We start from the raw sequence: 25665 nt of genomic DNA, 5'->3' as shown, positions 1-25665 counted from the left end.
TCCGCTCGAAATGGAGAATCATGAACCAGTTATTGCTGCCGCTGCTCCTGATGCTCGTTGTGGCGATTCCGCTCGTCATGGGCACCCGTAAGCAGAAGAAGGCGGCGGCAGCGCAGCAGGAGCTGCTCTCGAGCCTTGCTCCCGGTGACCGGGTGATGACCACCTCCGGTCTCTACGCGTCTGTCGCCGACGCCTCCGCCGACACCACGATCGACCTCGAAATCGCGCCCGGTGTCGTGACCACCTGGCTGCGCCAGGCCGTTCGCGAGAAGGTCGAGCCCGTCGTCGAGACCGATGAGGACACCATCGACGACGAGGCCGTCGTCGAGGAGCCGGTCGTCGAGTCGAAGGACGACGAGCGCGTCGAGGAGAAGACGGGCGCGCAGATCGCTCCTCCGCTGGAGCACGGCAAGAAGTAGCTCTTGTAAGGCCATCCCCGACACCAGACTTTCGTAGGTGCGGGGGCAACGCCGGGCTCACGCAGCACCGAGTAGTGTCTCGGTGCTGCGTGCGTGTCCGTCGTCATAGTCGTGCCCGTTCACCGGGCATGGTCATCGAGGCAGGTTCGCGGTACCACCGGACTCCCGTCCGGTGAGTGAACAGCCAAGTCCATTGGGGAAAACCCAGTCCGTCCGAGGAGACCGAAGCACAGTGGCCGCACCGGCCGGGCATCTCCGCCCGGGACGCTATCTCGCCTTCTTCGCCCTGATCGTGGTGGCGCTGTACGCCCTGGTGTTCTTCACCGGTAGCGGCAAGCCGACGCCGAAACTCGGCATCGATCTGCAAGGCGGCACGAGGGTCACCCTGTCCGCCCGTAATCCCGACGGCGGCGACCCTCCGCGAGAGTCCCTCGAACAGGCCCGCTCGATCATCGAGCGCCGGGTCAACGGTATCGGCGTCGGTGGCACCGAGGTCGTCCTCGACGGCAGCAATGTCGTCATCACCGTTCCCGGCGAACAGGGCGACCAGGCCAAGACCCTGGGCAAGACCGCGAAGCTGGGCTTCCGCAAGGTCGTGACGTCGCAGCCGGTGACCCCGGTTCCGCAGCCGTCGACCCCGCCGACCTCGGGCGCGCCCTCGTCGGCGCCGCCGTCGTCCTCGGGTGCCCCTGGCGCGAGCGCTCCGCCGAGCAGCCCGGCCAATGGTGGCAGTGGTGCCGCCGGAGCGCCGCAGCAGCAGCCCGGCGACTCCGACGAGCAGACCAAGAAGGAGATCGAGGAAGCCCGGAGCCTCCGGCAGAACCCCGATCTGATGTCGACGGACCAGGCGAAGCAGGCCGCGGCCGCCGAGAAGGCCTTCGCGGCCCTGAACTGCGACCCCAAGGTGTCGGACCCGCTGGTCGGCAACGACCTCACGGACAAGCCGCTGGTCGCCTGTGGTGACAAGAACACCGCGAAGTACCTGCTGGAGCCGGAGTTCCTTCCCGGAACGGAGATCTCCGACGCCTCCTCGGGCTACGACACCCAGAACTCCCAGTGGGTCGTCAACCTGAACTTCAAGAGCGACGGTTCCCGGATCTGGGGCGACTTCACCTCGAAGAACACCCAGAAGCAGGCCGCGTTCGTCCTCGACACGCAGGTCGTCTCCGCGCCGACCATCCAGTCCGCGATCCTCGGCGGCCAGACCCAGATCACCGGCCGGTTCAGCCAGGCCGAGGCGAAGGACCTGGCGGACGTGCTGAAGTACGGCTCGCTGCCGCTGTCGTTCGAGTCCTCGGACGCGACCACGGTGTCCGCGACGCTGGGTCTCGCCTCGCTGCAGGCGGGCCTGATCGCCGGCGGTATCGGCCTGCTGATCGTCTTCATCTACTGCTTGTTCTATTACCGCTTGCTCGGCGTGCTGACGATCTTGTCCCTCGTCTTCGCGTTCTCGCTCGTCTACGCGGTGTTGGTGCTGCTGGGGCGGTGGATCGGGTACACCCTCGACCTCGCCGGCGTGGCGGGTTTGATCATCGCGATCGGTATCACCGCGGACTCGTTCGTCATTTACTTCGAACGATTGAAGGACGAGATCCGCGAGGGCAGGACATTCCGTTCCGCGGTGCCGCGAGGCTGGTCCCGTGCCCAGCGCACGATTCTGGCGTCGGACGCGGTCAGCTTCCTCGCCGCGGCGATCCTTTACCTGCTGGCCGTCGGTGACGTGAAGGGCTTCGCGTTCACGCTCGGCATGTCGACGGTCCTCGACCTCGTGGTCGTCTACCTCGTCACGCATCCGCTGGTCGCGATGATCTCCCGGTCCAAGTCGAAGTTCCTGTCCAATCCCAAGAACCTCGGCCTCGGCGCCGTGCAGCAACTGGGTACGGAGCGCAAGGCGGCCCGTCCGGCCCCCGGTCGCCCGAACGTCAAGGAGGCGTGACCGTGGTCGACGAGCAGAACACCACCGCGGGCAAGCGCGAGAGCGTCTTCCACCGCCTCTACGTGGGCACCGGCGTTTTCGACGTGGTCGGCAAGCGCAAGCGCTGGTACGTCTTCTTCGGCGCCCTGGTGCTGGTGTGCATCGCCTCGATGGGGATCAAGGGGTTCAACTTCGGGATCGACTTCGAAGGCGGCACCCAGATCCAGATGCCGGCCAACGGCAAGAGCGGCGAGATCAGCGAGGAGCGGGCCAAGGAGGTCTTCGCGAGTTCGCTGGGTAGGCCCGCCGACGAGGCGCAGAAGGTCGGCACCGGTGCGGCGTCGACGATCCAGCTCCGTTCGGACACCCTGAACGCGGCCGAGGTCGCCAGGATCAAGCAGGCGCTGTTCCAGGAGCTGGGCCCGATCGGCAGCAGCGGGCAGCCGAGCGTCGGGGCCATCAGTGACAGCGCGGTGAGCGCGTCCTGGGGCGGGGAGATCTCCCGGCAGGCGCTGATCGCTCTCGGGGTCTTCCTGCTGGCGGTCACGCTGTTCCTGGCGTTGTACTTCGATCCCCGGATGGCGGCTGCGGCCCTGGTCACGCTGCTGAACGACATCATCGTGACCGCGGGCGTGTACTCGCTGATCGGTTTCGAGGTCACGCCGGCGACGGTGATCGGTCTGCTGACCATCCTCGGGTTCTCGCTGTACGACACGGTGGTGGTGTTCGACAAGGTCCGTGAGAACACGCGCGGCCTGCTCGGACTGACCCGCCGCACCTACGGCGAGGCGGCCAACCTGGCGCTGAACCAGACGCTTATGCGTTCGTTCAACACGTCGTTGATCGCGGCGCTGCCGATTCTCGGCCTGCTGGTGATCGGATACATCCTGCTCGGCTCCGGCACCCTGCAGGAGCTCGCGCTCGTGCAGCTCACCGGCACCGTGGTCGGCGTCCTGTCTTCGGTCGCGCTGGCCACCCCGCTGCTGGTCGACTTCAAGATGCGCGACCCGAAGTACCGTCAGCAGGCCGAACGGGTCGCCTCGCGGCGCGCGAACCAGGCCCGTAAGGCCGCCGAGCGTGACGACGACTTCGACCCGACCGACGAGGACGCCCTGGCCGCCGAACTCCGCAAGGAGAAGGCGTACGCCGCCGCGGCGAGCGTTCCGGCCCGGCAGCAGAAGGCCCACAAGGGCCGTCCTTCGGGCAAGCGCAAGAGGTAACCGTTTCGAGCTCCGGAAAGGTCCTTTCCCCGCGAACTCCGCGAGGAGAGGACCTTTCCTGGTGTTCAGGGAGAGCAGGAAGTACATGGAGCTGGACAAGGCACTCGACCTCATCGCCGACGTGCCGGATTTCCCGGAACCCGGCGTGCTGTTCCGGGACCTGAGCCCGCTGTTCGCCGACGCGGGCGGGTTCAAGGCCGTCACCCACGCGCTGGCCGACACCGTCGATCCCGACGCCGACCTGCTTGCGGGTGTGGAAGCGCGCGGGTTCCTGCTGGCCGCCGCCGTCGGCTACTCCCGCGGTCTCGGCGTCGTGTTGATCCGCAAGCCGGGAAAGCTGCCGAGGGTCGCGGGCCGGGTCGAGTACACGCTGGAATACGGCACCGCGACCGTCGAACTCCCCGAAGGGATCGTCGAGGCGGGCCAACGTGTCGCGGTCCTCGACGACGTGCTCGCCACCGGCGGCACGGTCGCGGCGACCTGTAAACTGCTGGAGGACGCGAAAGCGCAGGTCACCGGGGTTTCGGTGGTCATGGAACTCGGCGCGCTCGGTGGTCGTTCCGTGCTCGAGGGGCGCCGTGTGGAGGCTCTCCGGGTGTGTTGAACGGGCGTACCAAGTGAGCCGCGAGGGGGAGCGGTTACCCTTGACGTCCGAAGGCCGCACGAAGCGCAGGAGGTGCGGGTGAGCCAAGAGCTCGATGCCGCGGTGTCCTCGAAGGACGGCACCGAGCAGAACGGTGCGGGGCGACAGGGGGCAGCGCCGACGCCGTCCGCGACGCGCCGCGTCCGCGCCCGTCTCGCCCGCCGGATCACCGCACAGCGCGCCGCGCCGGTCAAACAGGTCCTCGAGCCGCTCGCCGTCATCCACCGCGAGCTGCACCCGAACGCCGACCTCGCACTCTTGCAGCGCGCCTACGACGTCGCCGAAGAGCTCCACCGTGAGCAGCGGCGCAAATCCGGCGACCCGTACATCACGCATCCGCTCGCCGTCGCGACCATCCTCGCCGAACTCGGCATGGACACCACGACGCTGGTGGCGGCGCTGCTACACGACACCGTCGAGGACACCGGGTACTCGCTGGAGAGCCTGAAGGCCGACTTCGGCGAGAAGGTCGGCGAGCTGGTCGACGGCGTCACCAAACTGGACAAGGTCAAACTCGGCACGGCCGCCGAGGCCGAGACCATCCGCAAGATGGTCATCGCGATGGCGCGGGATCCGCGCGTGCTGGTCATCAAGCTGTCCGACCGGCTGCACAACATGCGCACGATGCGCTTCCTGCCGCCGGAGAAGCAGGCCCGCAAGGCTCGCGAGACCTTGGAAGTCCTCGCCCCGCTGGCGCACCGGCTCGGCATGGCGACGGTCAAATGGGAGCTGGAGGATCTGGCGTTCGCCATCCTGCAGCCGAAGAAGTACGACGAGATCGTCCGGCTGGTCGCCGATCGCGCGCCCTCGCGGGACACCTATCTGCGGTCCGTGATCACCGAGCTGACCGGCAACCTCGAAGGCTCGCGGATCACCGCGAAGGTCGAGGGCAGGCCGAAGCACTACTACTCGATCCATCAGAAGATGATCGTCCGCGGCCGCGACCTCGACGACATCCATGACCTGGTGGGCGTGCGGATCCAGGTCGAGGACGTCCGCGACTGCTACGCCGCGATGGGTGTCGTCCACGCGCTGTGGCAGCCGGTCCCCGGCCGGTTCAAGGACTACATCGCGCAGCCGCGCTTCGGCGTCTACCAGTCGTTGCACACCACGGTGATCGGTCCGGACGGCAAACCGCTGGAAGTGCAGATCCGCACCTACGAGATGCACCGCACCGCCGAGTACGGCATCGCCGCGCACTGGCGGTACAAGGAGACCAAGGGCACCCACAGCGGCAACGCGATGGACGTCGACGAGATGGCTTGGATGCGCCAGCTCCTCGACTGGCAGCGTGAAGCCGCGGACCCGGGCGACTTCCTCGAGTCGCTGCGCTACGAACTCGCGTCACGCGAGATCTTCGTGTTCACGCCGAAGGGTGACGTGATCACGCTGCCGGTCGATTCGACCCCGGTCGACTTCGCCTACGCCGTGCACACCGAGGTCGGCCACCGCTGCATCGGCGCCCGCGTCAACGGCAGGCTCGTCGCACTCGAGCGCAAGCTGGAGAACGGCGAGGTCATCGAGATCTTCACCTCGAAGGCCGAGACGGCGGGGCCGAGCCGCGACTGGCTGCAGTTCGCCGGTTCGCCCAAGGCGCGCGCGAAGATCCGGCAGTGGTTCGCCAAGGAACGCCGCGACGAGGCGATCGAAGGCGGCAAGGAGGCCATCACCAAGGAGGTCCGCAAGGTCGGCCTCCCGATCCAGCGGCTGGTGTCCGCCGAATCGATGGGCGCTGTCGCCACCGAACTGCGGCATCCCGACATCAGTTCGCTGTACGCGGCCGTCGGCGAGGGCCACACCAGCGCGAAGCACGTCGTGCAGCGGCTGGTCGCGCTCATCGGCGGGGTTGACGAGGCGGAGGAGGAGCTCGCCGAGCGCGCGACGCCGTCCACCGTCACCCGCCGCCGCGGTTCGAACGACGTCGGCGTCGTGGTGAAGGGCGCCAGCGACGTCTGGGCCAAACTCGCCCGCTGCTGCACGCCGGTGCCGGGCGACGAGATCCTCGGTTTCGTCACCCGTGGCGGCGGTGTCAGCGTGCACCGGACCGACTGCACCAACGCCGATGATCTGACGGCGCAGCCCGAGCGGCTCGTCGAGGTCGAATGGGCGCCGTCGGCGTCGTCGGTGTTCCTCGTCGCGATCCAGGTCGAGGCGCTGGATCGGCACCGCCTGCTTTCGGACGTCACCAAGGTGCTCGCGGACGAGAAGGTCAACATCCTGTCCGCGTCGGTGACGACGTCACGCGACAGGGTCGCGGTCAGCCGGTTCTCGTTCGAGATGGGCGACCCGAAACACCTCGGCCACGTGCTGAAGGTGGTCCGAGGTGTCGAAGGCGTCTACGACGTCTATCGGGTCACGTCGGCGTCCTAGGCGCTGCCGGTTCCTCGGACGAAGGCCCAAGCACTGCGATTGAGGGTGTCCTCGATCCCGGTGAAGCCTTCGGACGGGCTGATCCCCTCCTCGACCAGGTCGAGGTCCGGGTCGTCGGCGGTGCCGCCGCGTCCGTCGGGGCCGACCGCGAACATCACCGCCGGATTGCCGCCCGGGTCCATGATGCCGGGGACGGTGTTGGTCAGGTCGGTATGCCAGCTGCCCGACATGTGCCCGGCTTCGTGGCTGGTGATGTTGCCGACCGCGCGGCCGACGAACGCGATTTTGTCGCTCCCCGGCCCGAAGTAGGTATTGAGCGACCAGACGGATCCGGACGGCGAGCTGATCTCGTCGAGCAGGACCAGCGCGGTCTCCTCCTTGCCGAAGTTGCCCGCGTCGATGGACTGCGCGATGCCGATGGTCAGGATGCCGGACTCGGCCGTGGTGCCGCCGACGACGACCCGGCTCACGTTCGACTGTCCCCAGGGATCCGCGTGGTCACGGCTGTTGAGGACGCGCAGCGCGAACTTCGGGTTCGTGCCCTTGGCGACGAGATCCCGTTCGAGGTTCTCCTTGACGGTGGCGATGATCGCGTCGGTCAGCGCGCGTTCGTCGCGGGCGTTCAGGCCCCAGCGCGGAAGGAAACTCGACAGTGGCGAGAGATCGCGGATGCCGCCACCGGTTCCGTAGATCGAGGTGTTGACCCTGGCACCGTCGAAGTCCAGGAAGATCGTGTGCACACTGCCGCGCGGGGCGGTTTCCGTGCCGGGGCGGAAGGCTTCGAGCTTGACGTCGTACGCGTTTTCGCCCGCCTCGACGCCGAGCCGGTAGCGACCTTCCCTCGGCGCCACGAAGTCCACGACGGCGTTGCCGCCGCCAGGCATCGGCGAGGCCGTCGAGAAGATCGAGGTGGCGTCCTGCGACGAGCCGAAGACCTCCCGTCCGGCCGGGTCGTACACCGCGAGCCGGGTCCCGCCGCCCGCCAGAGACGCGCCGAGCACGTCTCCGGCCCGCAGGTCGAACGAGTAGTAGTCGAGGTCCTCGCTCGGGCCGCTGGCGATCGTGAGCTCGTACGGCCCCTCGGTCCGGACTCCGCCGCCGGTGCCGGGCTTCGTGGGGTCGGACGGCAGGCCGAACGGGCCGGAGGCCACCACGAGGAAGAACTCGCGGCCCGGTGGGATGGTGAACGAGATCGCCGAGTCGGTCGAACCACCGACGTTGTCGTTGATCGTCCAGAGACCGTCTTTGTCGAACAGTGCCAGGAGGGTGTCGAGATCGCCCGTCGGCGTCAGGGTCCGCGCGGAGAACGTCACCGGGGTGGCTCCCGCGCTCACCCGGTAGAAGTCGAAGTCGCCCGTGCCGTCGCCGGCGCTGCCGTAGGGCCCGTCGCCGATGGTCCCGTTCGTCCGGACGGACCGGCGAACGGTGCCGACGCCGGTTTCGCTCGCCTGCCCGAAGGCGTCGCTGGGCTCGGCGGCCGGAGGGAGAGTGGGGATCGAGGTATCCGGCTTGAGGTCGCCGGTCAGCCGGACCTTGGGGTTCTTGGCGCGCTGGGTACCGAATCCCGCGATATGTTCCGCTTTGGCAAGGGAATCGTTGGCCCCGGTGGTTCCGGGTGGCTCTTTTTCTTTGTAGGGCAACGGGTTCTGGGCTGACGATCGGGCACGTGCTTCGGTCTTCGCGGCCCGGTCGCGGAGGACGGTCGCCCAATCCGTCGTCGCCTGGCGTTGCGGGAACATCAGCAGTGGATCGGGCTGGATCCGGCCGGGCGCTGCCGCGGCCTGTCCGCTCAGCAAGGCCGAGGTGAGCAGAACGATCGTGAGAAATGCGGGCACGCGTTTCGCCATCGAGTTCCCCCTTGCTCGTTGGACGACCAGAAAACCACAAGGGGAATCCGCTGCAAGCCGCCTTTCGGGGGCTTATGTCGTTTTCGTGCCGTCCGTCGTGAGCCGTTGCTGCACTTCGCGGTGGCGGAACTGGGCCGCCGTACCCGCCAGGAGGTGAGCCAGAACACTCCTGCCGTCCCGCATCCGACCATCTTGCCCACATCCGGGTGGTTCCGGTGGAGGCGCGCATTTAGGGTGCGGACCATGACTGACGGGTTCGAATTCACTCGCGACGGCGAGGTCGCGCGGCTGACGTTCACCAGGCCGGAGAAGATGAACGCGATCACCTACGGGATGTGGTCGGCCATCCCGGACGTGGTGGCGCGGGTGGAGGCGGACCCGGAGATCAAGGTGCTCGTCCTGACCGGTGCGGGCGCGCATTTCTCGGCGGGCGCGGACATCAGCGAGTTCCGGGACCTGCGGTCCACCGCCGACGCGGCCGAGACCTACGACAAGGCCGTCGACGAGGCCGTGGCGGCGCTGACGGCGTCGCGGAAGCCGACGGTGGCGATGATCCAGGGGAACTGCATCGGCGGCGGTTGCCAGATCTCGGTCGCTTGCGACTTCCGGTTCGCCGCCGAGGGCTCGCGCTTCGGTATCACCCCGGCGAAGCTCGGGATCGTCTACCACTTCGACTCGACACGGCGTTTGGTCTCGCTGGTCGGCCCGGCGCACGCGAAGTACTTCCTGCTCTCGGGCGAGCTCGTCGACGCGCGGCGGGCGCGGGAGATCGGGCTGCTCAACGACGTCTTCCCGGCTGACGAGCTGGAGGCTGCGACGGCGAAGTTCGTCGAGACGCTCGCTTCGCGGTCGCAGGCGTCGGTGCGCGGGATGAACCGGATCATCGAGAAGATCGTGGCCGGTCAGGAGGAGTCCGACGCCGAGGTCGACGAGATCCGCCTCGGAGCTCTGCACGGCGAGGACTACGCCGAGGGAGTGGCCGCCTTCCTCGCGCGGCGGCCGCCGAAGTTCACCTACCGCAGTTAGTCCACTAAACGCGGTCTTCCGGCATGTCGATGATCACCGGCTTCGGCAGGGGCGTGGTCATCACGGTGACGTTGATGCGCGCGTCCGCGGGGACGGCCGCGATCAGCTGGGTGTCGGCCATGCTCAGGAAGAAGTACGAGTGCTCGCCGGGAGCCCCCGGCAGCGGCATCCAGTCCAGGATCGGACCGGTCTCCTGCGGCCGTTCGGCAGGCAGGTCGAGGGTTCCGGTACTGGGCGGGAAGTCGAGCGGATCCGGCTCGGGAGGGGTGCGCCGGAGCCACGAACGCCGAAGCCTGAGCCCGCCGAGGAGACCCAGCAGCAGTCCGCCGATCCCGGTCGCGAGCGACGCCACGAGGCTTCCCGACGTCGTGGACGCGGCCGGGGTGACGGTCTGGGCAGGCTGGGGCGGGGGAGCGGCGGGCAGTGGGCCGTCGATCGCGCCGCGGGCGTCGGCCGGGAGTTGCAGGACCTGTCCCGGCTGGATCGAGGCCGGGTTGGTGAAGGCGGTGCCGTCCGGCCGGAGCCTGCCCGCGTTGAGCCGGAAGATCTCCGGATAACGCCCGCCCGCGCCGAGAGTCTGCTCCGCTACCCGGAACAGCGTGTTCTCGTCCGGAGTCGCCGAGAACGGGACCACGAAGTACTTGACCACCGCGCCGGACGGCTGTTCCTGCGCGTGGGCGAGACCGCCCACGGAGGCGCTGAACAGCACGGCGAGGACGAAACTGGTGCGAACCCGGTGAGCGGCCAAGGGTCCTCCCTTTCCGGACGGCTGCTCATCACACGTGCCGGAGCGGAGGGCGGTTCGATGCGGGCGAGCGGGGAAGGCGAACGTGTCTCAGGTACCTACAGCCGAGCGGGTTCGCGTGATCAGATGGACGACACGTGTGATCAGATGGACGACTCGCGGTGAGCCCCCGGCCGCCTGCGTGTCGTCCGTCCAGTCACGCGTGTCGTCCGTCTGATCACACGCCGAGCTAGATTTCGTCCCAGGGGTTGCTCTCGTAGGCCGCGGTCAGGATCCGGCGCGAACGGCAGGACGACGTCGTCCTGCCGAAGCCACCGGCCAGCCGACCGACTCCGAGTTGGTCAGGAACATGGCGTCGAATCCTGGAAGAGGTCTCCTGCGGGATCCCCTTGCGCGCCAAGCCGCGCCATCGCGGTGAAATGGCCATGACCGAACGCGCCCGCCAGGTCTTCCGACCTGGCGGGCGCGCCGTTGAGTTCCAGCTTCAGGTCAGGGGCTGACCGTGACGCCGGTGAACTTGACCTCGGTGTTGGGCGGGCCGGTGCCGTCGCCGTTACCGGCCTGGGCGTTGGCGCCCGCCTTGGCGACCTTGTCGAGCACCTTCAGGCCCTCGTCGGTGATGCTGCCGAAGACCGAGTACTCCGCGGGCAGTTCGGCTTCGCCGTAGACCATGAAGAACTGGCTGCCGCCGGAGTTCGGCTGCTGCGTCTTCGCCATCGCGAGGATGCCGCGGCCGTACTTGATCTCGGGGAACGCCTCGTCCGGCATCGTGTAGCCCGGACCGCCCATGCCGCTGGCCTCGGGGTCACCGCACTGCAGCATCTGCAGGCCGGTGGTGCCGAGCCGGTGGCACTTGGTGTCGTTGAAGTAGCCCTGCTGCGAGAGGCTGATGAAGCTCTGCACGGCACACGGGGCGAGTGCCCGGTCCAGGCTCAGCGGGATGTCGCCCGCGGTGCTCTTCAGCACGACGTTGACGGTCCCGTTCGAAGAGACGTCCTTGCCTTCCGGCTTGTTCACCTTCTTCGAGGCCTGCTTGGTGGCGTCGTCCTTGAAGTCGCAGGCCACCGGGTTCGCCAGCGGCGTCGCCCGCTTGGGCAGCGGCGCGCGTTCCGTGGGGATGGTGACCTCGGGGGTCGGAGGAGCCGAGCTCGGGGAAGCATCGGAGGCGGCATCGTCACCACTGCTACTGCTGACGATCCACCACACCGCGCCCGCCACGATGGCGACGACGCCGACGACCGCCACCGAGCCGACGATCTTGCGTCGCTTGGCCTTTTCGGCCCGATGCACGATCTGTCGCTCGAGCTTGCGCTTCGCGGCTTCGCGGCGCTGCTGGTTGGTCGGCACCCGCCCTCCCGGTTTCCACTCGATGTCACACGTCTGAGGTAGCGGAAGTCTATGGGCACAGCCTGTGAGCCCCCCGTACAGGGGCCGCTAGGCTTACTTGATCGTGATCAGGGCCATCCTGTCACCTGTTCGGCGGAAGAATCGAGGAGGCGTTTCGTGCTGGTTGTCGGTTTTCCGGCAGGCCCCCTCGAAGCCAACTGCTATCTGCTCGCCGCGGACGGCGGCCGGGAGTGCGTGATCGTCGATCCCGGCGAGGACGTCGTCGAGCCGCTCGAGGCCGCGCTTTCCGGACACGGCCTGACGCCGGTCGCGATGCTCGCCACCCACGGCCACCCGGACCACGTCGCCTCGGCGGCCGAGGTCGGCGCGCGCCACGGGATACCTCTTCATCTGGACGAGGCGGACCGGCCACTCCTGGTCTCGGACGCCGGGGAATGGAAGGACGGGATCGTGCCACTCGTCGATGGCCCGCTCAGGCTGGCCGGGCTGGAGATCAAGGTGTCCCGCACGCCGGGGCACACCGCCGGTTCGGTGGTCTTCGGCCTGACCTCCGCCGAGGGCGGCCGGATCGTCCTCACCGGGGACAGCCTGTTCGCCGGTTCGATCGGCCGGTCCTCCGGTGACGGCGACGAGCTCGTGCGCTCCCTCGGTGCCAAGGTGATGACGCTGCCCGACGACACCGTCGTCCTGCCGGGGCACGGCCCGGCCACCACGATCGGGCAGGAGCGCGCGGGCAACCCGTTCCTGGCCGGGACGGGCGTGTGATGGCCGAGCCGACCGGTACGCCGGAAACCCCCGAGCGTCTCCCGCTGTTCCACGACGATCCCAAGCTCCGCCGCAGGCGTGGCTGTTCGGGTATCGCGGGTGTCGTGATCTTCGCCGCCGCGTTCGGCGGGATCGCCGGGCTGATCGGCGGTGAGATCGCCGGGCTCGTCGTCGCGGCGGTGATCGCGCTGCCGCTGCTCTACATCATGTTCTACAACCTGCGCCGCCGTGTCTGGCTCGAAGGCGAAACGCTCATCGTGCGGACCTGGGGCATCCGGCGGATCGACCTGACCGGCGCCGAGCGCATCGACCTGGTGATCAGCGACGTGCGCGGCACCCGGACGGTCAGCCTGCTGGTCAACGCGGGCAAACGCCGCAAGGTCGCGAAGGTCGACCTGGCCGTCTACTCGGGCGCCGGCGGTCGCGAACTCGGCATCCTGCAGCTGCGCAAGCTGGCGAACGCGCTGCTGAACAACACCGAGGCGAACGGCCTGGTGTTCTCGGAACTGCTGGTGGCACAGCTGAAGTCGGAGGCGCGCGGGGACGCGGCGGCGGAACGGCCGTTGTACCGGCTGGCTTCGGCGGCGCCCGCCGGGAAGTACATCCAGCGGTTCACCATGGAGGCGGTCAGCCGGTTCGTGGCGACGCTGGACTAGTTTCCAGCTTCTCCAGCCGCGCCTCGATCTCTTCGAGCTGGTAGACGATCTCCGGCAACTCGCCCGCGGCGAAGGTCGCCAGCCGCTCGGAGTGCTTGAGCGTCGCCCGGACGTCGTCCAGCGCGGCGGCGATCTTGGGGACCGCCTCGACGGCTTCCAGCGTCGAAACGAGCACGCGCCGCGCGACGGCGGTCAGCTGTCTCGGGACGGCGAACAAGGCATCGAACATGGCCCCTCCGATCACGCGGCGAACCTCGGGTGCGGCCAATTCGTACCCGACTCCGGCCCGTGATCGCTTGCGGGGCACGCCCTTTGGGGAGCCTGTGACTACAGGGACTCTTGAGGTTCCCGTGAGGCGATCAACGCGGCCAGCACCGTCGTGACCGGCACCGCCGCGACGATGCCGACGCTTCCGGCCAGCGTCCGCACGATCTCCTGCGCGATGTCCTCCGCGCCGAGGATCGAGCCGAGGCCGACACCCGAAAGCGACGTGTACAGCAGCACCGGCAACGCCGCGCCCGCGTACGCCATCACGAGGGTGTTGACCGCCGAACCGACGTGGTCACGCCCGATCCGCAGGCCCGCGCCGTAGAGCTCACGCCAGCCGAGCGACGGGTTCGCCCGCCGGAGTTCCCAGACGGCGCTCGTCTGCGTCACCGTGACGTCGTCCAAGACACCGAGCGCGCCGATCACGACGCCGGCCAGCAGCAGCCCCCGCGCGTCGATCCCGTGCCCGAGCGAGCCGATCAGCTGCGACGTGCTGTCGTCCAGCCCGGTCAGCGATGCCGCGGCGGAGAAGATCGCCGAGAGGACGCCGATCAGGATCAAGCTCACCAAGGTGCCCAGCACCGCCACCGAGGTTCTCGCCGACAGTCCGTGTGTCAGGTACAGCGCGACGAACATGATCGCGCCCGCGCCCGCGATCGCCACCAGCAGCGGACTCTCCCCGGCGAGGATCGAAGGCAGCACGAAAAGCGCCAGCACCAGGAAGCTCAGCCCGAGCGCGATCAGCGCGGCGAGCCCCTGCCAGCGGCCCAGCACGATCACCGCGACCGCGAACAGCCCGGCGAGCAGCAGCAACGGCGTCCCGCGCTGGAAGTCGACGATCTGGAACGACGCGGGGTTCGCGACGTCTCCGCCGTTGTAGGACAGCACCACCTTGTCGCCCGCGGCGAACCGCGGCGTACTCGGCTCGATCGGGACGGTCAGCTTCAGCGGTTTCCCGACGCCGGGGCCGTCGGTCATCGACAGTTCGCTGGTGAGACACGGTTTCGCGTCCGGCGGCGGCTCGCCGACCTGGACCTGGCCTTCGGCGAGGCACGGCCCGGTGATCGTCTTGGCGATCGTGGCGTTCACCGGAGTCCCTTGGGGGAACACGCTTTTGGCCGGATCCTTGCCCCACGGGTAGAGCAGGATCATCCCGGCGACGGTCGCGACGGCGAGCGGGATCAGAAGCCACATCAACAGCTTCCGGACGCGATGCGACGCGGGCGCCGCCGGTCCGTGGCCGTGCGAGTGCCCGTGACCGGCAGGCTTCGGCTCGGGTGCGGGCTCGGGTCCCGGTTCGGCGGCGCGACGTCTGCCCGGTTCGGCCTGCCGCGGCCGCTGGGCGGGGGGACGCGCGCGCCGGACGCCCTCGGGCGGGGTCCGGCGCGGCGAACGGGGCGTTCCGGGCGAACGATCGGACGGGGCGTCCGTAACCCGGCGAATCGGGCCGGTGTCGTCGTCGGAGATGTCGCGGCGGTTCACCCGCACATCCTCCACAGCCCCGATGGCCGCCCGCATTCGGCCTAGCCGAAGGCCTGCCGCAGATGGACCCGGCGATAGGCCGACGGGGGTGTGTCGAAATGGTCGAGGAAGGCCTGGCGCAGTGTCTCGGTCGAACCGAAACCGCATCTCCTCGCGATCGACGTGAGCGGGAGTTCGGTGCCGCACAACAGTTTCGCCGCGTTTTCGGTCCTCGCCGCCCGGACGTACCTGCTGGGCGTGGTGCTCAGGTGCGCGTCGAACAACCTGGTCAGCTGCCGGGTGCTGATCCCCGCCCGCTCGGCGAGCACGGCGGTGCCGAGATCACCGGCGAGGTGTTCGGAGACGTACGCGGTGATGTCGCGGACCAGCCGGTTCTCCGGCGGCGGACCGGACAGGAACATGCTCACCTGCGCCTGATTGCCCGGCCGCTGCAGATAGGTGACCAGCATCCGGGCGGTCTCCCTGGCGAGGCTGGGGCCGTGGTCCTCCTCGACGAACGCGAGGGTGAGGTCGATGCCGCTGGTGACGCCCGCCGCCGTGTAGACATTGCCGTCGCGCACGTACAGCGGCACCGGGTCGACGTTCACCGCCGGGTAGTTCGTCGCGAGCCGGTTCGCGAACCGCCAATGGGTGGTGGCGCGGCGCCCGTTGAGCAGCCCGCACGCGGCGAGCACGGTGGCGCCGGTGCACACCGACGCGACACGGCGGCTGTGCTGAGCGAGCCTGCGGACGTGGGAAACGATCCTCGGGTCCGCGGCGGCCGTCTCGTGCCCGGTGCCGCCCGCGACGATCAGCGTGTCGAGCTCACCGGTCACCTGGTCGATCCGGTGCTGTGCCTGCAGGGTCAACCCGGATTCGCAGCGGATGCCGCGGCCGTCGACGCTGGCGAGCATGATCTCGTACCCCGGCTTGCCGCCGAGTTTGGTCGCGGCGTCCAGGACGTCCGCCGGACCGGCGATGTCGAGCATTTCGGCGTTGCTGTAGCCGACGATCAACACTCGTCTGGGTGAACCCGGCATGATCGAACGCTAGCAGGACCGCCCGGCCGTCGGACGTAGATCGCAGGAATCCGGACATCCGGCTCACCGGGCCCGCACCCCTGCGCCAGGTTGGTCCCATGACAGAGGACAAGAAGACCATCGCGTTCGTGGTGTACCCGGGGATGACCCCGCTCGACATGGTGGGGCCGCTGACCGTGCTGGAGGGAATGGCGAGCACGTCGCAGGAGTATCGGACGGTCGTGGTCGGCGCGACGAAGGACCCGATCACCACCGACAACCCGCTGAGGCTCTCGGCGACTCACACCTACGACGAGGTCCCGTCGCCGTACGCGCTGCTCGTGCCCGGTGGCGCCGAGCCGACGCTGAAGGCGCTCGCCGACGAGAAACTGATCGAGTACCTGCGCGACGCCGGGGCGAACGCGGAACTCGTGACTTCGGTGTGCACGGGATCGCTCCTGCTCGGGCAGGCGGGTCTGCTGGAGGGCCGCCGGGCGGCGACGCACTGGATGTTCCGCGAACTGCTGCGCGCGTTCGGGGCGGAGCCCGTCGCCGAGCGCTGGGTCGAGGACGGGAACGTGATCACCGCCGCCGGGGTGTCGGCGGGGATCGATCTCGCGCTGCACCTCGTCGAGCGGCTCGTCGGCGCCGAGATCGCGCGGACGATCCAGTTCGTCATCGAGTACGACCCCGAGCCGCCGCAGGGTCCGCTCGACTGGTCGAAGCGGCCTTATGGGGATCTCAAGCCGTTGCTGGAGCACTCGGTGAACGAGGCCCTCGCGGACCAGCTGGCCCTACGGGACAGGTTGCTCGCTCACACTGGCGAGTAAGGGTGGCGGCCATCCGGGTGAGAAGCGCTAACCCTGGGGCAGCGCCGGGTTAGATTCTGCTCATCCGTCCAGGTGATAGGTGGTTCGTGGAGTTCAAGGTGCTCGGCCCGCTTCGGGCGTCGGTCCCGTTGCCGTCGGCGGCGCAGCCCCGCCGGGTGCTCGCGGTGCTCTTGGCCAGGCCGAACGAGTTCGTCCACCGGGACACCCTCGTGGACGAACTGTGGCCGCGGGAACCGCCGTCGAGTGCCGCCGCGGTCGTACAGATGGCTGTTTCCAAGCTCCGCAAGGCTTTGTCACCCGGGCTGCCGGTGGACGACGTCCGGCAGCGGCTGCGGTCCGGCGGGGGCGGCTACCGGCTCGCGGTGTCGGAAGGGGAACTGGACGTCACCGGCTTCTCCGGGCTGACCGCGGCGGCCGCGACCGCGAGCGGCGGTGAGCGCAGGGCGCTGCTCGAACGGGCGCTGGGGTTGTGGCGCGGCAGGGCGTTCGCCGACGTCCCGGCCGGCCCGCTGGTGGAGGCGCACGTCCTGTGGCTCGAGGACCAGCGGTTTTCGGTACTGGGCAAGCTCGTGGAACTGGATCTGGCCGCCGGTGACCACAAGGCGGTCGCCGACCGGTTGGGACCCGAACTGGCCGTCCGGCCCGGCGACGAGCGCCTCGCCGGGTGGCTGGCCTCGGCGCTCCACGGGCTCGGGCGGCGTGACTCCGCGCTGGCGGTCCTCGACAGGTGTCGTCACGCGCTTTGGGAGCACGCCGGTGTCTCGCCGGGAGAAGAACTGCTCGCGGTCCACCGCCGGATCGCCGGAACCGGCTGGTCGGCGGGCGGCCCACCGTGCCGTCTTCCGCCGTCGATCCCGGATTTCACCGGCAGGGCCGGGGAGTTGGCCGAAGTGGGACGTGCGCTGCGAAGTCCCGCGCCGGTCGTGCTGCACGGCGCGGCGGGGGCGGGGAAGAGCGCGCTCGCCGTCCAGGCCGCGTGGCGGGCGCGCAAGCGGTTCCCGGACGGTCAACTCGTCGCCGATCTGCGGGAACCTCGCGACGTCCTCGCCGGGTTCCTCCGCGCTCTCGGAGTCGCGGAATCGGAACTCCCCACCGACCGGGCCGGGCTGATCTCGTCGTGGCGGAGCCACACCGCGGACAGACGGCTGCTGGTGATCCTGGAGAACGGCCGGTCCGAGGCCGAGGTGCGGCCGTTGCTGCCGAGCGGTCCCGGCTGCGCGACGATCGTCACCACGCGTCGACGGCTGGCCGGACTCGCCGCCGCCAGACCGATCGAAGTCGGCGCCCTGCCTTACGCGGAGGCGCGGGCGCTGCTCGGCGCTGTCGCGGGCGAGGACCGATTGTCCGCCGAAAGCGACGCCGTCCGCCGGGTGCTGGCCTGCTGCGACGGGCTCGCGCTGGCGGTGCGGGCGGCCGGGACGAAGCTGCTGCAGCGTCCGAGACTGGGCATCGCCGAGTTCGCGACGCGCCTGGAAAACGAGCGCCTGCGTCTCGACGAACTCGCCGCCGGTGACCTCGCCGTCCGCCCGGTGCTCGCCGAAGCCCTCGCCGAGCTTTCGCCGAGGCAGCGAAATTCCCTGCGGTTGCTCGGTTTCCCCGGGGCCGCCGACGTCGCCGACTGGTTCGCGACGGCCCTGCTGGGCTGTCCGGCCCGCGAGGCCGCCGATCTGCTCGACGAACTGGTGGACGACCATCTGCTCCACGCCGAGCCGGATCGGTCCGGTTCCCTCCGGTACCGGCTGCCCGGTCTGGTCCGTCTCGCGCTCCGCGAACCGCCGGACCCCGGAGCCCTCAAACGCGCGCTGACGATCACGGCGGCTCTGGCCGAACACGCCTCCGCCGCGCTCGACGCCGAGTACCCGCCCGCTCGCCGGGCGGACGTCCCGGCGGCGGCTTCGGACCGCGTCGCGGCAGATCCGATCGGCTGGCGTACGGCTGAAACCGCGAATCTCGCACTCGCGGTCCGGACCGCGAAGAACCACGGTTGGACCGAGTTGGCCGCGCGGCTGGCCGACGCCTACAGCGACCTCGTCGGGCCCAGAAACGGTGGGTCGCCGTCGTTGCTCGGCTTCGACATCGTGCGCGATCGCCTCGATCTCCCCGCGGAAGCGGCGAAACTGCTGAAGCTCGGCAACTCGCACGCCGACTCGGGTGATCTGGCGCGGGCGAGGACGTGCTTCGCGCTGGCCGAGGCCAGATATCGCTCCTCGGGCGACCAGCGGGGCACCGGCGCCGCCCTCGTCGCTCTCGCCGACGTCGACGCGGACTCCGGCCGGACCCGCTCGGCGGTCGACGCGTTGCGGGAGGCGCTGGACCTGTTGCGGGACTGCGGTGATCTCGCCGGGCAGGCGATGGCGTCGGCTCAGTTCGGCTCGCTCTGGGACGACCTCGGCGACTTCCGGCGGGCGAAGGAGTGCTTCGACGCGAGCCTGCTGCTTTCGCTCCATTGCGAGGACGGGCAGCAGCATGACAGATCCGCCAAGCGGTACGCCGACGTCCTGCGACGGCACGGCCGCGTGGACGAGGCCGGCGAGCTGCTGACGAGTGCGCTGATCGGCACCCGGAGTTCGCGTGAACGCCATTGGGAGGCGCACGTCCTCCGCAGTCTCGGCGATCTCCACGCGAGAGCGGGCGATCCCGGGGAAAGCGAACTGTGTCTTTCACGTTCCCTGGAGCTGTTCGAGTACGTCGGGCACCGGCACGCCGCCGCGTACACGCATCGGAGTTTCGGCGAGTCCCTGCGCCTTGCGGGCGAGCACGCCCGGGCCGCGGAGCATCTGGGGCTCGCGATGACCACGTTCCGCGAGCTCGGTGACCGCCGGGGCGGCGGGTACGCCTTGCTGAGCTTCGGGCGCCTCCGGGCGGACGAAGGTGTCGCGACCGAAGCGGCCGAGGGGCTCCGCACGGCGGCGGGGCTGTTCCGGGAACTGGGATTCCCGGTGTGGGAATTGCGCGCCCTCAAGGATCTTTCCGCCGTCGACAGTGGCGGACGGCAGCGGGATCGGACTCGTGAAGCCTTGACGAAGATCCGTTTCGGAGCGGCGTCGGGATAACCCGGCGGGGGATCACCGGCCACGGCGTTTGGCGAAGTTATGGCGTCGGCGTGTTGACTCGTGCTCATGTGAGCGGACTTCGCGCCGTCCCGGAAACGCGGGACTGGGGGTGACGGCGCGTGCTCGTGGCCGGGTGACGCCTTCCGAGGGCAGGAGGCGTCACCCGGTTCGACTAGGCGACGATGTGCAGGACCGCCTCCGCGTCGTCGAGGATCCCCTGGTCGAGCGGGAAGTAGCCCTGCCGCGGAACGGGGTCGGTCCGGACGCGAGCGGTGGGGATCTCGGCGGCGGGGAGCAGACCCCAGTCCGTGGTGACGTGCTTCTGCAGGAAACCTTCGTAGGTGTCGGCCTCGGGTTCCTGAAGCGCGATGGCCTCGCTTCGGCCGAGGCTGGTCGCGACGAAGACGTAGCGATCTCCGAGCAGCGGTGCCACCAGCGCGCCGGCGGGGAACCAGTGGGTCTCCGTCCCGGCCACCGTCATCGTGGCGGCCTGGCGCCGAAGATGGAGATTGTGGGCGAACACCAGCGTCGCGCCTCGCCCGGCTTCGGCCGCGCGGATGTCCAGGAGATTCCGCGCCATGATGGCGTCCCTGATGGCGATCAGGGGTGTGTAGCGATCCTGCGGCTCGAGAGGTTCGGCGCATTGCCGGTGGTAGCGCAGCATGTCGATGCCCGCCATGAGGCGGATCTCGGCCCTCGACCACGCGTCGGTGACCGGTTCCGGTTTCCGGGAACGGAGCACGGTGAGCAACTTGGCCGCGATCGCGCGGAGCCGGTAGGCGTCGGCCGTGGCGCCGATCGACGAAGCCGCGTCCAGGACCGCTTCCGTGCGACCCCAGCGCTCGTCGTCGCCCGCCGGGCCCGCGATGTCCACGTCGAGCCCCAAGAAGTCACGGGCGTACTCGAGATAGGGCCGGGGGCTGGGTGCCGAAGTGTTCTCGGTCTGGGTGTCGAAGCCATGGAACGAAAGCCGTTCCGCGGGCGGGCGGTTCTCGTTGTACTCGCGCATCCACGCGATCAGCCGGCGGTTCGCGTCCAGGCCGCCGAAGGTGTGCGTGAAGCCCTCCTTCATCGCGAGGTCGAGGGTTCCGACGCCGTTCTGGACGAAGTCGTTCGCGGCGAGCGCGGCCACGCGATCGGTTTCGAGGGCGATCGAGCGGAAGCCGCGCTCGACCAGCTGGGGGAACAGTTCGTTGCGGACCTCCGCGAACACCGGGGTCGCGTGCGTCGGCTCGCCCAGGCCGAGCAGGTCGCACGACGGGGTCACGAAGTCTCGGATGTCTTGACTCATGAGGTTCAAGCGTATCGTTGAAACAGCGGTTGAAACTTGGGGTGAGTTCACCTGTGCTGTATGCCGTGAAGTTTCAAAGCGTGGTCAGGGCACTCAGGTCGCTCGAAGTCCGTGAAGGCCTCCTTCCCTACCCTGAGCGTAGGGAAGGAGGCCTTCACGGACCTGCCATCCGCTCGCGGGGCCGACCGGGAGCTGGTGACTTCCACTACTCGTCACCCGGCTCCGCAATCTTTCCACTTCCGAATAGCTCGACCCCATTCATTTCTTCCGCTATAAACTTAAAGAACCCTTCGCGCTCGAAGGTGCTTCGCCTGCGAAGCAGCGCTTCGCAGGAATGCGCGACCGCAAGTTATCAGCAGTTGAGGTGAATTCCCGCGTGGCAATCACTGCGCGGCCGGAGTTCGGCCCTACTTTGTCCCGCATGGTTGAGAAGGATTCGACGGCGCGGACCCGGGAACTGGGCCACCGCATGAAGGCGTTCCGGCAGCGCAGGCACTTCAGCGGAGCCGACGTCAGCCGCCGTAACGGCTGGTTGCAGAGCAAGGTCACGAGGTGGGAACAGGGCCTGCGCGAGCTGTCCGTGGTGGACGCGGCGCTGTATCTCGCGACCTGTGGCGAGGCAGAGCCCGAGCGTGACCTGTTGCTGGAACTGACACAGCCCGGCAGTGACCTGTACTGGGTACGGCCGTACTTCGACGAGCTCGTCGATCCGATGAAATCCCTGGCCATCCAAGAGAATCTCGCGCACACCGTGGTGCGCTACGAGTCGTTGACGCTGCCTGGGCTGCTGCAGACCGAACCGTACGCCCGCACCACCTACGAACTGATCGGCAACCGCGGCCAGGCCCAGTTGGACCAGGCCGTGAACGCCCGGATGGAGCGGCAGAAGCTGCTGCGGCGGGACCGTCCGCCCCAGTGCCGGTTCTATGTCCACGAGCGCGCGCTGCGTTCGGTCATCGGCGGGCCGCGGATCATGCACGAGCAGTTGCTCCACCTCGTCCTTTCGGCGAACCTGCCGTATTGCTCCGTTCGTATCGTCCCCGAAAGCAACGAAGTGGGCAGAACAATCGAGAATTCTTTCACCATCATGGAATTCGCGGAGCATCCGGCGGTGGTGTACACGGATTCCTATGCGGCCGGGGTGTTCATCGACGATCGCGTGGCGGTCGAGGCGTACTATTCGCTCGTCGCGCGGCTGGAAAGCGATAGCCTGACCGAGGAGAGATCCCGCCAACTGCTCGCCGAGTGGGCGGACCGGTACGACCGGATGGAGGAATGACCCGATCGGGGTTTCCCGCCGCCTCGAACCGGGGTAATCCTTCCGAGTAGCCGAAGAGAAGGAGTTTCGTGGTGACGAAGACGCAGGACGGTGCCCCGGTCGCCGAGGCGGAGATCGAGCGGAAGTACGACCTGGCGGCCGACAAGCCCATCCCGCCGCTGGTTCCGGCCGGTCCCGTGACGAACCAGGCCGACCCGAGGGTCGACGTCCTCGACGCCACGTACTTCGACACTTCCGACTTCCGGCTCGCGCAGGCGGGCATCACGCTGCGGCGCAGGCTCGGCGGGAGCGACGAGGGCTGGCACCTCAAGCTCCCGGTCAGCGAGGACAAACGCGAGGAACTCCGCCTCCCGCTGTCGGGCAAGCCGGACAAGGTGCCCGGCGCGCTGGCGAAACTGGTCCGCGCGCACACCCTCGGCGCCAAACTCGTCCAGGCCGCGCACCTGCGCACCGAGCGCACTTCGTACGCGCTGCTCGACGTGAACGGCCGCGAGGTCGCGACGCTGACCGACGACGTCGTCACCGGCGAGGCGGGCGGGGAGAAGGCGCATCTCGACCGTTGGCGGGAGATCGAGATCGAACTCTCGCCCGGCGCCGATCCCGGCGTGCTCGACAGCTTGGACCAGGCCGTCGTGAAGGCGGGTGCGGAGCGGTCGAGGTGGCCGTCGAAGCTCCGGCGGCTGACGGACGAGCTCGTGCCGTCAGCCGGGGGAGCGTCCGGGTCGGTACTGGCGGATTACTTCGCCGAGCATCTGGACGCGCTGCGCCGCAACGACATCGGGGTCCGCCGGGACGTCGAGGACTCGGTGCACCAGATGCGGGTCGCCGCCAGGCGGCTGAGGAGCGGCTTGAAAACCTTCCGCCGCTCCCTGGACGCCGACGTCGCGAACGGGCTCGCCGCCGAACTCCGCTGGCTCGGTGGCGAACTCGGCCCGGCGAGGGACAACGAGGTGATGGCGGAGCGGTTGCACGGAGAGGTCAAGGCGCTTCCGGCCGAGCTGGTGCTGGGCAACGTCGAGCAGGTGATGACACGGCACTTCGCCCGCGAGGCCGAAGAAGCCAAGGCTCGGGCCGTCCGTGCGCTCGACAGCAAGCGGTACACAGACCTGTTGCGAGCACTGGAAAAGCTCGTCGGAAAGCCCAAGAAGATCAAGGATGACAAGAAAGAGCTGCGCAAGGCGGTGGCACGTTCGGATCGGAAGCTGCGCAAGGCGGTCGCGGCCGCGAGCGAGCTGAAGCCCGGTGCGGAGCAGGACGCCGCGTTGCACGAGGTGCGCAAGAAGGCCAAGCGTGCCCGGTACGCCGCGGACACGGTCCGGCTGGTGACCGGCAAGAAGCTTCGAAAATGGCGAAAGAACGTCAAGGCGGTGCAAACCACTCTGGGTACGCATCACGACGTCGTGGTCACCCGAGAGGTTCTGCGGCTCCTCGGCCTCCGTGCCTACGCGGAGAGCGAGAACGCTTTCACCTACGGCCTCCTGCACGGTCGTTCCGTCGCCACGGCGGAGGCCGCGCACCGGCGTTTCACCGAAGAATGGCAAGCGGTGCGTAAAGGTTCTCGACCGAATTGGCTTCGATGAAGGCAGCCGGGGTTGACCTCTCGCCCCCGCCGAGTACCGTCTGTGGGAACTTGGTGGTCTGGAGAGAGGCGCCCCCATGTTGCCTGGCCAGCGCGTACCCGGCGAACCGCCGCCCCTGGCCGTGACCACCAATCGTCGTAAGGACGGCGTCCTCATCCTCACCGCGGTGGGGGAGATCGACGCGGCCACCGTCGGACGGTTCCGCACCGAACTCACCGGTGCGTGTGTCACGGGAAAGCACGTGATCCTCGACCTTTCCGGTGTCGGCTTCCTCAGTTGCGCCGGATTGCACGCGCTCGAGGAGGCCAACGCCGCGTCGCCGCGGTTCTCGGTGATCGTGAAGACGGCACTGGTGTCACGGATCCTGGACGTCAGCGGGGTCGGCGCCGATCTCGACGTCCGGTGGGACGTCGAAGACGTACGAACCTAGCCGTCGAGTTCGACCTCGTCGGCGGTGACGTCCGGCAGCAGGCCACGCCAGCGCGGGTTGCGCAGGCAGCCCGCTTCGGTCCAGCCGCCGAAGACCACCTCGCCGACGATGGTCGGCCGCGACCAATGTGCGTCCCGTGCCTGTTTGTCCGGTACGGAGCGAAACGGGGATGTCTTGCGCTCCAAGCGGAACAGCCGTTGTGACAGCTCCTCCAGTTCGTCCACCGCGAAGCCGACACCGACGTTTCCGATGTACCGCAACCCGTCCTCGTGGGGGACACCGAGCAGCAGCGAACTGAACGTGCCCGCCCGGCTGCCGCCACCCGGCCGCCAGCCGCCCAGCACCACCTGCTGGACCCTGGCACCGGTGATGGCGAGCCATTCCCCGGTCCGCCTTCCCGGGTGATACGCGGAGTCCGCGCGTTTCGCGAGGACGCCGGCGAGCCCGTGTTCGCGGGCCGCGCGCGCGACCGCGCCGCCGTCGCCGCGGTAGTACCGGGGGACCTGCCAATGCGGACCGGCGAGGCCGAGCCCGTCGAGGATTTCCCGCCGTTCGACATAGGGCGACTCGACGCAGGAACGGCCGTCCAGATGCAGGAGGTCGTTCACCAGGTAGAACGCCGGATACCGCGCGGTGAGCCGTTTCGCGGAGTTCTTCGTGGCACGCGCGCGGTGCCCGAGCCCGTCCGGGCTCGGCTTCCCGCCGTCGAAGACGACGATTTCCCCGTCGAGAAAAGCTTCCGTGGCGCCGAGTTGCTCGCCGAGACCGCGGAATTCGGGGTACAGCCCGGTGACGTCGTCGCCCGAATCGTCGTAGGCGGTGATGCGGCCGCCGGACACCCGGATCAGGGTGCGGCGCCCCGACCAGTCGAATTCGTAGGCCCATTCCGCGTCTTCACCGGTCGAGGGAAGACGGCCCGGTTTGGTCAGCATCGGGGCGAGGAACGGGGGTAGTTCCGCGCGGCCGGGATCGGCCGGGTCGAGCCGTTTGAGCAGCCAGCCGCGGTCGTTCCCGTCCTTCTTCACGTTGAGGAACAGGTATTTCCCCCGCGCCCGTTTCCCGTGGAAGACGATCTCGACCTTGTGGTCGTTGAAGTGCAGCGTTTCGTATCTTCCGGTGTCCCAGATCGTCATCGTGCCGCCGCCGTATTCACCGGCGGGAATCTCGCCTTCGAAGGTGAGATAGTCCATCGGGTGGTCTTCGGTGTGCACGGCCAGGCGTTCGAGATCCGGGGACATCGGCAGGCCTTTCGGCACCGCCCAGGAGACCAGCACCCCGTCCCGTTCCAGGCGGACGTCCCAGTGCAGGCTGCTCGCGTGGTGTTCCTGGATGACGAAGAGATCGTCGGCCCCGGTCTCGCCGTCGCGATCGGGAATGGGTTCGGGAGTCCGTCCCGGTTTGCGCTTACGGCGGTATTCGCCGAGTTTCTCCGCCATGGTCGGCCAGCGCACCCCTCTCCGGATCCGGTCACGCAAGCCTAGCGCCGTTCACGGTCCGGACGG

At 68.7% G+C, this 25665-nt stretch carries 21 protein-coding genes; 13 read left to right on the top strand and 8 right to left on the bottom strand.

Translation table 11 applies throughout. From position 1 onward, the window contains the following. Positions 1-20 precede the first annotated feature (20 nt). The 5 genes from yajC (at position 21) to HDA45_RS02665 (ending at position 6567) form a co-directional block, all read left to right on the top strand. Positions 21-419 carry a preprotein translocase subunit YajC gene (gene yajC / locus HDA45_RS02685; protein WP_184891723.1) on the top strand — a complete coding sequence of 133 codons (399 nt, stop codon included), beginning with the start codon at positions 21-23 and terminating at the stop codon, positions 417-419. A 232-nt stretch (positions 420-651) separates the two neighbouring features. Next, positions 652-2355, top strand: coding sequence for a protein translocase subunit SecD (gene secD / locus HDA45_RS02680; RefSeq protein WP_184891722.1), 1704 nt, complete (start codon positions 652-654; stop codon positions 2353-2355). After that, positions 2352-3554 carry a protein translocase subunit SecF gene (secF, locus tag HDA45_RS02675; protein WP_184891721.1) on the top strand — a complete coding sequence of 401 codons (1203 nt, stop codon included), beginning with the start codon at positions 2352-2354 and terminating at the stop codon, positions 3552-3554. Before secD ends, secF begins: the two co-directional genes overlap by 4 nt. Before the next feature lie 85 nt (positions 3555-3639). Further along, positions 3640-4158, top strand: a complete 519-nt coding sequence (locus tag HDA45_RS02670; protein WP_184905225.1) for an adenine phosphoribosyltransferase — start codon at positions 3640-3642, stop codon at positions 4156-4158. A 78-nt stretch (positions 4159-4236) separates the two neighbouring features. Continuing rightward, positions 4237-6567, top strand: coding sequence for a RelA/SpoT family protein (locus HDA45_RS02665; protein WP_184891720.1), 2331 nt, complete (start codon positions 4237-4239; stop codon positions 6565-6567). Here HDA45_RS02665 and HDA45_RS02660 read toward each other — a convergent pair. Next, a complete protein-coding gene (locus HDA45_RS02660) occupies positions 6564-8402 on the bottom strand; it encodes a PPC domain-containing protein (RefSeq protein ID WP_184891719.1) in 1839 nt (612 codons plus the stop codon). The genes HDA45_RS02665 and HDA45_RS02660 overlap by 4 nt on opposite strands. Before the next feature lie 255 nt (positions 8403-8657). On the opposite strand from HDA45_RS02660, the gene HDA45_RS02655 reads away from it, so the two are divergent. Beyond that, positions 8658-9440: an enoyl-CoA hydratase/isomerase family protein gene (locus tag HDA45_RS02655; protein WP_184891718.1), complete on the top strand. Its 783-nt coding sequence runs from the start codon at positions 8658-8660 to the stop codon at positions 9438-9440. A 4-nt stretch (positions 9441-9444) separates the two neighbouring features. Here the strand turns inward: HDA45_RS02655 and HDA45_RS02650 are convergent, their stop codons facing one another. Together HDA45_RS02650 and HDA45_RS02645 are read right to left on the bottom strand one after the other, a co-directional pair. Then, positions 9445-10188: a LysM peptidoglycan-binding domain-containing protein gene (locus HDA45_RS02650; protein WP_184891717.1), complete on the bottom strand. Its 744-nt coding sequence runs from the start codon at positions 10186-10188 to the stop codon at positions 9445-9447. A 486-nt stretch (positions 10189-10674) separates the two neighbouring features. Then, a complete protein-coding gene (locus tag HDA45_RS02645; protein WP_184891716.1) occupies positions 10675-11532 on the bottom strand; it encodes a peptidylprolyl isomerase in 858 nt (285 codons plus the stop codon). Between the two features lie 156 nt (positions 11533-11688). On the opposite strand from HDA45_RS02645, the gene HDA45_RS02640 reads away from it, so the two are divergent. Continuing rightward, complete coding sequence (locus HDA45_RS02640; protein WP_184891715.1) at positions 11689-12297, top strand: MBL fold metallo-hydrolase; 609 nt, start codon at positions 11689-11691, stop codon at positions 12295-12297. Next, complete coding sequence (locus HDA45_RS02635; protein WP_184891714.1) at positions 12297-12953, top strand: hypothetical protein; 657 nt, start codon at positions 12297-12299, stop codon at positions 12951-12953. Before HDA45_RS02640 ends, HDA45_RS02635 begins: the two co-directional genes overlap by 1 nt. On the opposite strand, the gene HDA45_RS02630 is transcribed toward HDA45_RS02635, so the two are convergent. The 3 genes from HDA45_RS02630 to HDA45_RS02620 form a co-directional block, all read right to left on the bottom strand. Beyond that, a complete protein-coding gene (locus HDA45_RS02630; protein ID WP_184891713.1) occupies positions 12925-13182 on the bottom strand; it encodes a hypothetical protein in 258 nt (85 codons plus the stop codon). The genes HDA45_RS02635 and HDA45_RS02630 overlap by 29 nt on opposite strands. 98 nt (positions 13183-13280) lie before the next feature. Next, complete coding sequence (locus tag HDA45_RS02625; RefSeq protein WP_184891712.1) at positions 13281-14702, bottom strand: YibE/F family protein; 1422 nt, start codon at positions 14700-14702, stop codon at positions 13281-13283. A gap of 41 nt (positions 14703-14743) precedes the next feature. Continuing rightward, a complete protein-coding gene (locus HDA45_RS02620) occupies positions 14744-15721 on the bottom strand; it encodes a GlxA family transcriptional regulator (RefSeq protein ID WP_184891711.1) in 978 nt (325 codons plus the stop codon). A gap of 98 nt (positions 15722-15819) precedes the next feature. On the opposite strand from HDA45_RS02620, the gene HDA45_RS02615 reads away from it, so the two are divergent. Beyond that, a complete protein-coding gene (locus HDA45_RS02615) occupies positions 15820-16530 on the top strand; it encodes a DJ-1/PfpI family protein (RefSeq protein ID WP_184891710.1) in 711 nt (236 codons plus the stop codon). 86 nt (positions 16531-16616) lie between these two features. Next, a complete protein-coding gene (locus tag HDA45_RS02610) occupies positions 16617-19583 on the top strand; it encodes a BTAD domain-containing putative transcriptional regulator (RefSeq protein ID WP_184891709.1) in 2967 nt (988 codons plus the stop codon). Positions 19584-19755: 172 nt separating this feature from the next. Here HDA45_RS02610 and HDA45_RS02605 read toward each other — a convergent pair whose 3' ends face one another. Further along, entirely contained in the window at positions 19756-20874 is a 1119-nt protein-coding gene (locus HDA45_RS02605) for an erythromycin esterase family protein (protein WP_184891708.1), read from the bottom strand. A 421-nt stretch (positions 20875-21295) separates the two neighbouring features. Between HDA45_RS02605 and HDA45_RS02600 the strand changes: the two genes are divergently transcribed. From HDA45_RS02600 to HDA45_RS02590, 3 genes are all read left to right on the top strand, one after another. Continuing rightward, a complete protein-coding gene (locus HDA45_RS02600; protein WP_184891707.1) occupies positions 21296-22153 on the top strand; it encodes a helix-turn-helix domain-containing protein in 858 nt (285 codons plus the stop codon). Between the two features lie 71 nt (positions 22154-22224). Further along, positions 22225-23733 carry a CYTH and CHAD domain-containing protein gene (locus HDA45_RS42990; protein WP_343071963.1) on the top strand — a complete coding sequence of 503 codons (1509 nt, stop codon included), beginning with the start codon at positions 22225-22227 and terminating at the stop codon, positions 23731-23733. A 76-nt stretch (positions 23734-23809) separates the two neighbouring features. Continuing rightward, positions 23810-24163 (top strand): STAS domain-containing protein, encoded by a 354-nt coding sequence (locus HDA45_RS02590; RefSeq protein ID WP_184891705.1) that lies wholly within the window; start codon positions 23810-23812, stop codon positions 24161-24163. Here HDA45_RS02590 and HDA45_RS02585 read toward each other — a convergent pair. After that, complete coding sequence (locus tag HDA45_RS02585; protein ID WP_184891704.1) at positions 24160-25614, bottom strand: DNA polymerase ligase N-terminal domain-containing protein; 1455 nt, start codon at positions 25612-25614, stop codon at positions 24160-24162. The two genes, HDA45_RS02590 and HDA45_RS02585, sit on opposite strands and share 4 nt — an antisense overlap. Positions 25615-25665: the final 51 nt, after the last annotated feature.

This window comes from Amycolatopsis umgeniensis, from assembly GCF_014205155.1.
Classification (GTDB): domain Bacteria; phylum Actinomycetota; class Actinomycetes; order Mycobacteriales; family Pseudonocardiaceae; genus Amycolatopsis; species Amycolatopsis umgeniensis.
Note: the sequence above shows the minus strand (reverse complement) of the source record. Positions and strands in the feature narration are given on the sequence as shown.

What these genes read in the sequence shown, in the direction of transcription:
- yajC (WP_184891723.1), top strand. Translation starts at nt 21, where the DNA reads ATGAACCAGTTATTGCTGCCGCTGCTCCTGATGCTCGTTGTGGCGATT.
- HDA45_RS02670 (WP_184905225.1), top strand. Translation starts at nt 3,640, where the DNA reads ATGGAGCTGGACAAGGCACTCGACCTCATCGCCGACGTGCCGGATTTC.
- HDA45_RS02655 (WP_184891718.1), top strand. Translation starts at nt 8,658, where the DNA reads ATGACTGACGGGTTCGAATTCACTCGCGACGGCGAGGTCGCGCGGCTG.
- HDA45_RS02635 (WP_184891714.1), top strand. Translation starts at nt 12,297, where the DNA reads ATGGCCGAGCCGACCGGTACGCCGGAAACCCCCGAGCGTCTCCCGCTG.
- HDA45_RS02630 (WP_184891713.1), bottom strand. Translation starts at nt 13,182, where the DNA reads ATGTTCGATGCCTTGTTCGCCGTCCCGAGACAGCTGACCGCCGTCGCG.
- HDA45_RS02620 (WP_184891711.1), bottom strand. Translation starts at nt 15,721, where the DNA reads ATGCCGGGTTCACCCAGACGAGTGTTGATCGTCGGCTACAGCAACGCC.
- HDA45_RS02615 (WP_184891710.1), top strand. Translation starts at nt 15,820, where the DNA reads ATGACAGAGGACAAGAAGACCATCGCGTTCGTGGTGTACCCGGGGATG.
- HDA45_RS02605 (WP_184891708.1), bottom strand. Translation starts at nt 20,874, where the DNA reads ATGAGTCAAGACATCCGAGACTTCGTGACCCCGTCGTGCGACCTGCTC.
- HDA45_RS02600 (WP_184891707.1), top strand. Translation starts at nt 21,296, where the DNA reads ATGGTTGAGAAGGATTCGACGGCGCGGACCCGGGAACTGGGCCACCGC.
- HDA45_RS02590 (WP_184891705.1), top strand. Translation starts at nt 23,810, where the DNA reads ATGTTGCCTGGCCAGCGCGTACCCGGCGAACCGCCGCCCCTGGCCGTG.